The following is a 10,110-nucleotide window of genomic DNA, read 5'->3' as shown; positions in this document are numbered from 1 at the left end:
GTCTCCCTGGCCGCGGCAAGCTCCTCGCGGAGCGCCGCGACGTCGTCATTCTCGCGCAGCACGAGAGTGAAGACGTCCGGTTCGAGCTCGCCGCGCATCCATTCCAGGCGGAACGGGCGGAAATTGTCGGTCGAACCGCTGCCGTCGCGCGGCAGCCGGATGCGCAGGTCGAGCCGGCGTTTCGGCGCGCCCTCGCGCATGTCCGCGAGCGCGGTGAGATAGGCGACGCGGTCGGAGAGATGGACACGGTCGAACAGGCCGGTGCCGAACAGAAGCTCCGGTGCCAGCTTCAGAATGGAACGCGCCTTGACTGATGCGTCGAGCACTTCGCCCTGACGGCCGACACGCAGCACGACGGCGTCGATGACGTCCTCGAGACGGTCGGTCGCAGGCTCTGCCTGGCGCGTATTGGCCGGATTGGCGAAGGCCGCCCCGCGAGGCAACAGAGTAAGCGCCCAGGCGAGCGGCAGCAGCCAATGCCAGGTGGCGATACCGGCCGCGCCGAGCGGCAGCAACTGGTTCGCGAAAGGCTGCAGTAAAATGGCGGCAAGGGCCGCCAGCGCGCCCGAGAGCGCCGCGCGCCGTGATCCGGTGACCCACCAGGCCTCGACCGGCAAGGCGGCGGCAAGCAGGGCGACTGGAGAGGCCAATCCACCTGCCGCGGCGACGGCGCCAGCAAGGGCGAAGCCACCCACCGCAATTGCGGCGCGGCCCGCGAACGCCATGTGGCCGGTGGCAGCAACCAGAAGCGCCGCGAACCAGCACAGACCGAAAACGCCGAAGATGGCGGCTATCGTGACAGCCGCGCTGAGGCTGGATGTGACCAGCGTCACCGCCGCGCCCGCCACCAGGAAGGGAGCCGTAAGCATGACGCCGATGAAGCGGCGCTGACACAAGCGCTCAGCCTCGCCCGCGACGGTCGGATGAACCATGCGTTCGCAGCCGGCGGCAACCGCGCCGGGCAATTGAACGTATCTGGCCGCAATCGAACTCAACGCACTCGTACCCGGTCGTGAAATTGCCCCTGCTTTGCAGGTGGCCCTTGATTGGCTTGAAACTCGCATCCAGCGTTTAAGGAATGGATAAGGCAGACGCGGCGGGCACCCTGCCCACACGGCAAATATTGGGACGCCGGCACCGCAAAGCTCATCGATCTGCCGCCATGGTAAATGGTGCGTTAGCCTCGAACAGGCGCGGCGGGACTCCCAAAAACCTGAGCCGACAAACTCTTCTATCTAAAATTCTTCTTTTAAAACAGCAACATAGATGGTTATCGTAAAGTTAATGCAATCGATGAGACTTGAATGAAATCAATCTCGAAAACCAATCCTTTCGAATTTGCCTAAAATTTGAGGAAAATTCGCGGCTTCGGCGCAAGCCGTCCTTTGCGCGCCTGTGCCACTATCCCGCCCATAAAAGAGGTCATGCCAATGGGATGCATGACCCGGTCACGGACGAGAGGCATTGAAATGGGCTTTCTGATCAGGATGGCTTTCTGGTTCTCGCTGGTGCTCCTGGCGCTGCCGCTCGGCGTCGGCCCGGACGAGGATGGCCGCGAGGCGGTCGGGCCGATCCAGGCGCTGTTTGCGGCGCGCGAGGCGGTCGGCGACATTGCCGGCATCTGCGAGCGCAAGCCGGACGTCTGCGAGACCGGCAAATCGGCCATGCACACCATTACCATCCGCGCCCAGGAAACCGCCAAGATCGCCGCAGCCATGCTTGACGACCAGCAGTCGGAAAAGTCGGCCGCGCCCGAGACGAAAGTGGCGGAAACGTCCGCCGAGACCACCGGCAGCGTCGCCGAGGGCATCGTGCTGCCCGCCAAGGTCAACATCCCGGTGATGAAGAACTGAGATTCCTTTTCAGCCGTTCGCCCGGCTTTTTTAGTTTTGGCGCAATTCCGGACGGAAAACCGTTCACACTTTTCCTGGAATTGCTCTAACGCCGCGGGCCCGTCCGACCTCTCGACGCCCGCGGCGTCTTTCTTTTCCGTGACGCCTTTTTCCGTGACGCGGGGGCGCCGAGTCACTATATGCGGGCCATGGCGACCTCGATCGAAACGATCCGCGACGACTTCTCCCTGCTCGACGAGTGGGAGGACCGCTACCGCTATGTGATCGAGCTCGGCGAGGGACTACCGCCGTTTCCCGAGGCCAAACGCACAGCGGCCAACAAGGTGCCGGGCTGCGTCAGCCAGGTTTGGCTGACGACCGAGCAGGGACCGGGCGTCGATCCGGTGATCAGCTTCCAGGGGGATTCGGACGCCCACATCGTGCGCGGCCTTGTCGCCATCATGCTGGCGCTGTTCTCGGGGCGGCCGGCCAGCCAGATCCAGAGCACCGACGCGGAAGTGACGCTGAAGGAGCTCGGCCTCGACGAGCACTTGTCGCCGCAGCGCGCCAACGGCCTGCGCTCGATGGTCAAGCGCATCAAGCGCGATGCGGATGCAGCGCTGAGGCAGACCGCCTGACCGCGGCTCCAGAGCGGTTCAGCTTCCCATAGCCAACTGATCCGCTTCGAATATCTGTTCCCGCAAAAAGCAAACGGCGCCCCGAGGGACGCCGTCGAACTTGCAGATGCTGGCAGCGCTGTCAGCGGCCCTTGCGCTTGCGGCCGAGGCCCATCTTCTTGGCCAACTGCGAACGGGCCGCGGCGTAGTTGGGAGCGACCATCGGATAGTTGGCATCGAGGCCCCACTTCTCGCGGTATTCTTCCGGAGTGAGGTTGTAGTGGGTCATCAGGTGGCGCTTCAGCGACTTGAACTTCTTGCCGTCTTCGAGGCAGACGATGTAGTCGTCATGCACGGAGCGCTTCGGGTTGACGGCCGGCTTCTGCTTCTCGGCCGACGGCTGCTCCGTCGTGCCGCCGACGCGTCCGAGCGCGGCGTGAACGTCGGCGATCAGGTTCGGCAGTTCGCCGACCGGCACCGGGTTGTTGCTGACATAGGCCGCGACGACATCGGCGGTCAGCTCGATCAGCGCGTCACTATTGCTTGAAGGTGTTTCGACGATATCCATTGTGCTCAGGCCCCAACGAGAGTTTGTTTCTAGACTGTGCCCTTCTTGAGATCGGGCATCGCGCGAATTTCATGCAGGTAAGCCCCTGCGATTCGCGTCGCATCATCTTAATGACGCTGTGCTGCAAGTAAGTCAATTCGCCTATTAAAATATATTCGGCGATATTCATCAAATATTGCCGTTTCAGCTTCAAAAATTCGTGCGCCGTGTAACTTAGCGAGATTCTTCTGGCCGGACCAGCGCAGCCTGACGCCGCGTCAAGTTCGCTTTACACCTCGGCCGGCGGCAGTCATAGTCCTTAATGCTTGACTAATGCTTGTCTGCCCCCAGCGGCAAGCATCGAAAAGTCACACGTGCCAGAGGCTGCAAGGACACTCTTGCTCGCGCGGAGCGGGTAGACGGAACCTCTCAATAGGGCGTGATATACTTGCCGTAGACCCAGCCGGTGACGAAATGACCGTTCTGCGCCGGATCATGCCAGACCTCGCACCAGCGATAGTGGATCGCCTGGCGCTGCTTCCAGTGCGGTTGGCCGGCAATGTCGAGCAGATCTATCCCGCCCGTGCAGCGGCCGGTCATCTGCAGGACGGTGCCATTGGGATAGGCCGCCTGCTTTTGCGATGTGTTTGACGGAAATTTGCGGGCGTTGAGCGTGTCGCCGAACGGCACGCCCGCCACTTGCCAGGCGGCGAACGCGGTTGCATGAGACTGGCTGGAAAGGGCCAGGACTACCGAAGCGATGACGAAAGCCATTGCAGTGCGAGCATAGGACTTCATCTTTTCCCCCTTCAACTTACCTTATGCAGGCGATCTTGAAGCCCGCCCCTTGAACCGCTGCTGAGTGGCGTGTTCATTCGCCATTCAAGCAAACTTCAGGCAAATTCCACAGCGAGACGTAATGACCAGATCTTCCGCTTTCCCGACCGCCAACCCGCCGCGGCCCGAGAAACGCACCGTCTTCGACACGCATCACGGCATTACCCGCACCGACGACTATGCCTGGATGCGGGCCGACAACTGGCAGGCGATGTTCAGGGACCCATCGCTCCTCGACGGTGCGATCCGCTCCCATCTCGAGGCCGAGAATGTCTACCAGGCGACGTTGATGGCCGACACGGCGGAACTGCGAGCCAAGCTTTTCGCCGAGATGAAGGGGCGCATCAAGGAAGACGATTCGACAGTGCCGATGAAGGACGGCCCCTATGCCTATGGCTCGTCCTTCCGACAGGGCGGCGAGCATCCGCGCTACTTCCGCACGCCGCGCGACGGCGGCGTGGAAGAGATCCTGCTTGACGGCGATAAGGAAGCGGAAGGCAAGCCCTATTTCCGCCTCGGCGGCGTCGACCATTCGGCCGACCACAGGAAGCTGCTCTGGGCCTTCGATGACAAGGGCTCGGAATTCTTCTCGCTGCGCGTGCGCGACATCGCCAGCGGCAAGGAACTGGCCGATCAGGTCCCGGATACGGGTGGCGGCGGGGTGTGGAACGCCGGCGACGGCGGCTTCTTCTATACTCGCCTCGACGACAATCATCGCCCGTCCAAGGTGTTCTTCCACGCGCTCGGCGACAGCCCGGAAAACGACCGGCTGATCTATGAGGAGACCGATCCCGGCTTCTTCATGGATGTCGGCGGCACACGCTCCAACGACTGGATCATGATCGGCATCAACGACCATGAAACCTCCGAATACCGGCTTTTGCGCGCCGACCAGCCCTTCGCCGAACCCAAGCTGGTGGCGGCGCGCGAGACCGGGCTGCAATACGATCTGGAAGAAGGCGGCGACATCTTCTTCATACTCACCAATGCCGACGGCGCCAAGGACTTCAAGATCATGACCGCGCCGGTCGAAGATCCGGCACGCGCCAATTGGACGGAACTGGTGCCGCATGAGCCTGGACGGCTGATCCTGTCGGTGCTGGGCTTCAAGCATCATATGGTCAGACTGGAGCGCAAGGACGGCCTGCCGCGCATCGTCGTGCGCGACCGCCTGACCGGCGAGGAGCATTTCATTTCCTTCGGCGAGGAGGCCTTCTCGCTCGGCCTCTCCGGCTCCTACGAGTACGACACCGAGGTGATGCGCTTCACCTATTCGTCGATGACGACGCCGGCGCAGGTGTTCGACTACAACATGCGCAGCCGAGAGCGCGTTCTGTTGAAGACGCAGGAAGTGCCTTCAGGGCATGATCCGGAGCATTATGTCACGCGCCGGCTGATGGCGCCTGCCGCTGACGGCGAACTGGTGCCGATCTCGCTGATCCACCATCGCCAGACGCCGCTCGACGGATCGGCGCCCTGCCTGCTTTACGGCTATGGCTCCTATGGCATCGCCGTTCCGGCCGCCTTCAACACCAACTGCCTGTCGCTGGTCGATCGCGGCTTCGTCTACGCCATCGCCCATGTGCGTGGCGGCAAGGACAAGGGCTATGGCTGGTACGAGGACGGCAAACGTCGGCACAAGATGAACACCTTCACCGATTTCATCGCCTGCGCGCGCCATCTGGTGGCCGAGCGTTACACAAGGCATGACCGCATCGTCGCCCAAGGCGGTTCGGCCGGCGGCATGCTGATGGGTGCCATCGCCAACATGGCGCCGGAAAGCTTCGGCGGCATCGTCGCCGAGGTGCCCTTCGTCGACGTGCTCACCACCATGCTCGACGCCAGCCTGCCGCTGACGCCGCCCGAATGGCCGGAATGGGGCAATCCGATCGCGTCGGCCGACGACTACGGCACGATCGCGGCCTACTCGCCCTACGACAACGTCGCGGCGCTCGACTATCCGCCGATCCTGGCGCTGGCCGGGCTCACCGACCCGCGCGTCACCTATTGGGAGCCGGCCAAATGGGTGGCGCGGCTGCGCGACCGCAAGGCGGGCGACAATCCGGTGCTGTTCAAGATCAACATGGAATCCGGCCATGCCGGCGCGTCGGGCCGGTTCTCGCGCCTGGAGGAGATCGCGTATATCTACGCCTATGCCCTGAAAGTGACCGGCAAGGTCTGATTTTTACTCGCAATTGCGACGGCCACGCGCTACGCAATTCGCCGTCGTTTTTTGGCCGCGGCCCTTTCGGGTCGCGCCCGCCATACATTCGCAAGGGTCGTCATGCTGCTCGTCGACGTCTATCTCGACAAATCGCCCATCCAGGGCATCGGCGTCTTCGCCAAACACCGCATTCCAAAAGGCACGTTGATCTGGAAGCTCGATCCAAGATTCGACCGATGCATTCCCGTCGACACCTATGAGAACGAATCCGGCCCGGTGAAATCCTATCTCGACCGCTATTCCTATCCCGACCGGCGCGACCCCAACTACATCGTCTTCGAGGCGGATGACGCCCGCTACATGAACCACGCCGACGAGCCGAACTGCGACGTGTCCTCGCCCGAGGAGACCTACGCATTGCGCGACATCGCGCCCGGCGAGGAGCTGACCTGCGACTACAACCACTTTTTCGAAAACGGCTTCGACTTCCTCGGCGACCGCCACGCGTAGCCTGAGATCATTTTGACGGCTTGCGCGCCGGGTAGCCGTTGGGGTGCGGCGGGACGGCCTTGAGATAGGCCGCGATCGCGGCGCGGTCGTCGGCCGTCAACTGGGCCATGTTGCGCTGCACGTCGACCATGGCGCCGCCGACGGAATCGAAATCGGGCGTGAAGCCGGTTTCGAGATAATTGGCGATGTCGGCTTCCGACCAGCTTTTGATGCTGTTCCCGTCGGGGGTGATGTTGGGCACGACGCCCGAGCCCTCGGCGGCCACGGCTCCCGCCAGCCACTCGGCCTTCTTGACGCCGCCGGCGAAGTCGCGCGGCGAGTGACATTCGCCGCAATGGCCGGGTCCCTCGACCAGATAGCGGCCCGCCAACACCTTGTCCGGCGTGCCGTCGGGCAAGGCGATCACCGGCTCGGGGCTGAGATAGAGCCGCTTCCAGAGACCAATGCCGCGACGGATATTGAAGGGGAAAGCGAGCTTGTGGTCAGGCGCCTTGCCGGCGACTGCCGGCAGCGTCTTCATGAAGGCATAGAGGTCGGCGATGTCGGCCGGCTTCATGCGTGCGTAAGAGGCATAGGGAAAGGCCGGATAGAAGTTCTCGCCGGACGGCGAAACGCCCCTCAGCATGGCATTGGCGAAATCTTGCTCGCTCCAGGCGCCGATGCCGTCCTTGGCATCCTGCGAGATATTGGGCGGCACGAAAGTGCCGAACGGCGTCTTCAGCTCCAGCCCGCCGGCAAGCTCCAGGCGGGCATCAACCTTGGACCCCGGTTTGGCATGGCAGGACGTGCAGCCGCCGGCATTGAAGATGCGCTGGCCCCTGGCGGCGTCGCCGGAGCCGAGCTGTGCGACGGTCGCGTCATCGAGCCGAACCGGCGCAGCCAGGACCCAACCGGCAACCGCACCGGCGCCGCCCAGCACGATGACGGCACCGACGAGCTTCTTCAGCCAGGCCATATCAGGCGGTCAGCCCTTCTTGATCCTGTAGCTCTGGTGGCAGGCGCCGCAGTCGCCGCCAATCGTGTTGAGCTGCGCCTTCAAACCATCGACATCGCCCGGCGGCGAGGCGACCGCTTCCTTGACGTTGGTCAGCAACTTGTCCTCGGCTGCCTTGAAGCCGGACATGTCTTCCCAGATCTTCGGCGCGGCCGTGGTGTCGCCTTGATCGCTGCCGGCCGGAAACAGCTTCTCGGCATCGAACTTCTCGGCATTGGCCTGCAACGCCTTCAGCGTCGTCAGCACAGCGGAGGCATCGAAATCCTCCTCGCCCTTGACCACCTTCGACAACTGGCCGGCGAGCTTGCCGCGCTCCTTCATCAGGGCCTGGCGATCCTGGATCGGATCGGCAAAGGCGACCGAACCGGCAAAAGCGAGCATAGAGATGGCGAGGACAAGCTTTCTCATTCAATTGGCTCCAGCGGTGAAGAGAGTAAGCGACTACGGCATTTCACCGTTTCACGGTGAAATGCTCTATCTCCTTGTTGGCGCAATTCCAGACGGAAAACCGTTCCACGCTTTTCCTGGAATTGCTCTGAACGCTAACGGACCTAGCGATGGGAATATTCCCCCAGTGCCGTGACGATTTCCCGATCGTGATCAATCTCCTGTGTTGGCAGATAAAGAAAAGCCCCGGCATGCCGGGGCTTTTCGTCGGATTGGTCAGCCTTTAGCCTTCTCATAAAGCTCCAGGACATAATCCCAGTTGATGAGGCTATCGACGAAGGCTTCGAGGTATTTCGGCCGCGCGTTGCGGTAGTCGATGTAATAGGAGTGTTCCCACACGTCGACGCCGAGGATCGGCGAAGCGCCATGGACCAGCGGGTTCTCGCCATTGGGTGTCTTCGAGATCGCGAGCTTGCCGTCCTTGACCGTGAGCCATGCCCAGCCGGAGCCGAACTGGGTAGTGCCGGCGGCGACGAAATCCGCCTTGAACTTGTCGTAGCCGCCGAGATCGCTGTCGACGGCCTTCTGCAGCGCGCCCGGCAGCTTGTTGCCGCCGCCGCCCTTCTTCATCCATTTCCAGAAGTGGATGTGGTTGTAGTGCTGGGCGGCGTTGTTGAAGAGCCCGGCATTCTTGCCGAAGGACTGCTTCACGACCTCTTCAACCGACAGGTCGCCCATTCCAGCCTCGGCGGCCAGCTTGTTGCCGTTGTCGACATAGGCCTTGTGGTGCTTGTCGTGGTGATACTCCAGCGTCTCCTTCGACATGTAAGGCTGCAACGCCTCATAGTCGTAAGGCAAAGCGGGCAACTCAAAAGCCATGGATGGTACTCCCTCAGGAAAAAGTCCGGTGCAACTACCGGACTAAGATAGGTCTGGAATGGATTGGGGCAACTCCGGAATGAAGCGCCGGTCGCCTTTTTATCCGCTCAGGCGGCGGGAGTCGAATGCGCCCAATCCCAATAGAGCTCGCGCGCCTTCTTGGCCACCGGTCCGGGCTGGAGATCGTGGTCCTCGATGCGGGTGATCGGCACCACCTTCGAATGATTGCCGGTCGAGAATATCTCGTCCGCTTCGAGGAAATCGCGGATTGTGAGCGTCTTTTCGGTGGTCCTGAAGCCGTAGTCGCCGAGCAGGTTGATCGTGCGCGAGCGGGTGATGCCGGACAGGAACGTGCCGTTCGCAGCCGGCGTCATCACATGGCCGTCCTTGACCAGGAAGATGTTGGAGGTGCCGGTCTCGGCGACGTTGCCCAGCATGTCGAGCACCAGCGCATTGTCGAAGCCGCGATTCTTGGCCTCGAGGATGGCGCGACCGTTGTTGGGATAGAGGCAGCCGGCCTTGGCGTTGGTCGGCATGGTCTCGATGGTCGGCCGCCGGAACGGCGAGACGCCTATCGAAAAGCCGGAAGGCGGGATCATCGGCGATTCATAGAGGCAGAGACAGAAGCGGGTCGAGGCCGGATCGGCCGGCACGCCCATATAGCCGCCATGCTCGGCCCAGTACATCGGCCTGATATAGACGGCGCTCCTGCCGTCGAATTTCTTCAGGCCGTCCCAGGCCAGCCCGACGATTTCATCGGCGGACATGGATGGCTTCAGGCCGAGCGCGATCGCCGAGGCGTTGACGCGCGCGGCGTGACGGTCGAGATCGGGCGCCACGCCTTCGAACCAGCGGGCGCCGTCAAAGACGCTGGTGCCCAGCCACATGGCGTGACTGCGCGGTCCGAGAATGGCGACGTTGCCCTCGTACCAGTCGCCGTCCACATAGGTCCATGTCGCGGACTGCGCCGCCGCCGCCAGTGTCATCGTTTGCCGTCCATATCGATGATTTTCGAGCAGCCATAGGACGATGCTTTGGCGGCCCACGTCAACCGACATCGGGAGAAATCGTTGAGGCCAGAGGCACTTGCGCGCAATCAGCGCTTGCGCGACGCCGCGGCACGCCGCAAAACTCTGCTTATGCACCATGCGGCCTATGTCTTCGACGCCTATGGCACGTTGTTCGACGTGCATGCGGCCGTGCGCCGCCATGCCGGCGAGATCGGGCCGGACGGCCAGCTTCTCTCCGAAATCTGGCGCGCCAAGCAGCTGGAATATTCCTGGGTGAGGACGCTGATGGGCGCCTACGCCGATTTCTGGCAACTGACCGAGCAGGCGCTGGAC

General features: G+C 62.5%; 11 protein-coding genes and 1 pseudogene. 5 read left to right on the top strand and 7 right to left on the bottom strand.

The genetic code is table 11. The annotated features are described in order from the left end of the window. Positions 1-932: pseudogene (locus EOA38_RS17165) on the bottom strand (PAS domain-containing protein); the annotation flags it as partial. A 537-nt stretch (positions 933-1,469) separates the two neighbouring features. On the opposite strand from EOA38_RS17165, the gene EOA38_RS17160 reads away from it, so the two are divergent. Further along, a complete protein-coding gene (locus EOA38_RS17160) occupies positions 1,470-1,853 on the top strand; it encodes a DUF5330 domain-containing protein (protein ID WP_126095003.1) in 384 nt (127 codons plus the stop codon). A 188-nt stretch (positions 1,854-2,041) separates the two neighbouring features. Then, entirely contained in the window at positions 2,042-2,470 is a 429-nt protein-coding gene (locus EOA38_RS17155) for a SufE family protein (protein ID WP_127299776.1), read from the top strand. A 121-nt stretch (positions 2,471-2,591) separates the two neighbouring features. Here the strand turns inward: EOA38_RS17155 and EOA38_RS17150 are convergent, their stop codons facing one another. Together EOA38_RS17150 and EOA38_RS17145 are read right to left on the bottom strand one after the other, a co-directional pair. Beyond that, entirely contained in the window at positions 2,592-3,017 is a 426-nt protein-coding gene (locus EOA38_RS17150) for a MucR family transcriptional regulator (RefSeq protein WP_126095004.1), read from the bottom strand. A 408-nt stretch (positions 3,018-3,425) separates the two neighbouring features. Further along, positions 3,426-3,794, bottom strand: a complete 369-nt coding sequence (locus EOA38_RS17145; RefSeq protein ID WP_127299775.1) for an SH3 domain-containing protein — start codon at positions 3,792-3,794, stop codon at positions 3,426-3,428. A gap of 121 nt (positions 3,795-3,915) precedes the next feature. Between EOA38_RS17145 and EOA38_RS17140 the strand changes: the two genes are divergently transcribed. Then, positions 3,916-6,015: a S9 family peptidase gene (locus tag EOA38_RS17140; protein ID WP_127299774.1), complete on the top strand. Its 2,100-nt coding sequence runs from the start codon at positions 3,916-3,918 to the stop codon at positions 6,013-6,015. A gap of 102 nt (positions 6,016-6,117) precedes the next feature. Further along, positions 6,118-6,507: an SET domain-containing protein-lysine N-methyltransferase gene (locus EOA38_RS17135; protein ID WP_126095007.1), complete on the top strand. Its 390-nt coding sequence runs from the start codon at positions 6,118-6,120 to the stop codon at positions 6,505-6,507. A gap of 7 nt (positions 6,508-6,514) precedes the next feature. Here EOA38_RS17135 and EOA38_RS17130 read toward each other — a convergent pair whose 3' ends face one another. From EOA38_RS17130 to EOA38_RS17115, 4 genes are all read right to left on the bottom strand, one after another. Continuing rightward, positions 6,515-7,462 (bottom strand): cytochrome c, encoded by a 948-nt coding sequence (locus EOA38_RS17130; protein WP_127299773.1) that lies wholly within the window; start codon positions 7,460-7,462, stop codon positions 6,515-6,517. A gap of 9 nt (positions 7,463-7,471) precedes the next feature. Beyond that, the gene (locus EOA38_RS17125; protein WP_127299772.1) at positions 7,472-7,909 is read right to left on the bottom strand and encodes a cytochrome c; all 438 of its coding nucleotides are present in this window, start codon (positions 7,907-7,909) and stop codon (positions 7,472-7,474) included. Positions 7,910-8,164: 255 nt separating this feature from the next. Further along, positions 8,165-8,767: a superoxide dismutase gene (locus EOA38_RS17120; protein ID WP_127299771.1), complete on the bottom strand. Its 603-nt coding sequence runs from the start codon at positions 8,765-8,767 to the stop codon at positions 8,165-8,167. A 107-nt stretch (positions 8,768-8,874) separates the two neighbouring features. Beyond that, entirely contained in the window at positions 8,875-9,753 is an 879-nt protein-coding gene (locus tag EOA38_RS17115; RefSeq protein ID WP_127299770.1) for a branched-chain amino acid aminotransferase, read from the bottom strand. 153 nt (positions 9,754-9,906) lie between these two features. Here EOA38_RS17115 and EOA38_RS17110 point away from each other — a divergent pair. Next, a partial coding sequence (locus EOA38_RS17110; RefSeq protein ID WP_145965984.1) for an HAD-IA family hydrolase occupies positions 9,907-10,110 on the top strand: 204 nt, incomplete at its 3' end.

The sequence above is a fragment of the Mesorhizobium sp. M1E.F.Ca.ET.041.01.1.1 genome (genome assembly GCF_003997355.1).
Lineage (GTDB): Bacteria > Pseudomonadota > Alphaproteobacteria > Rhizobiales > Rhizobiaceae > Mesorhizobium.
The sequence above is the reverse complement of the archived record's forward strand: the minus strand, read 5'-3'. Positions and strand labels throughout refer to the sequence as shown.

Coding starts and splice junctions, on each gene's coding strand:
- EOA38_RS17160 (WP_126095003.1), top strand. CDS start 1,470: ATGGGCTTTCTGATCAGGATGGCTTTCTGGTTCTCGCTGGTGCTCCTG.
- EOA38_RS17155 (WP_127299776.1), top strand. CDS start 2,042: ATGGCGACCTCGATCGAAACGATCCGCGACGACTTCTCCCTGCTCGAC.
- EOA38_RS17150 (WP_126095004.1), bottom strand. CDS start 3,017: ATGGATATCGTCGAAACACCTTCAAGCAATAGTGACGCGCTGATCGAG.
- EOA38_RS17145 (WP_127299775.1), bottom strand. CDS start 3,794: ATGAAGTCCTATGCTCGCACTGCAATGGCTTTCGTCATCGCTTCGGTA.
- EOA38_RS17140 (WP_127299774.1), top strand. CDS start 3,916: ATGACCAGATCTTCCGCTTTCCCGACCGCCAACCCGCCGCGGCCCGAG.
- EOA38_RS17135 (WP_126095007.1), top strand. CDS start 6,118: ATGCTGCTCGTCGACGTCTATCTCGACAAATCGCCCATCCAGGGCATC.
- EOA38_RS17130 (WP_127299773.1), bottom strand. CDS start 7,462: ATGGCCTGGCTGAAGAAGCTCGTCGGTGCCGTCATCGTGCTGGGCGGC.
- EOA38_RS17125 (WP_127299772.1), bottom strand. CDS start 7,909: ATGAGAAAGCTTGTCCTCGCCATCTCTATGCTCGCTTTTGCCGGTTCG.
- EOA38_RS17120 (WP_127299771.1), bottom strand. CDS start 8,767: ATGGCTTTTGAGTTGCCCGCTTTGCCTTACGACTATGAGGCGTTGCAG.
- EOA38_RS17115 (WP_127299770.1), bottom strand. CDS start 9,753: ATGACACTGGCGGCGGCGGCGCAGTCCGCGACATGGACCTATGTGGAC.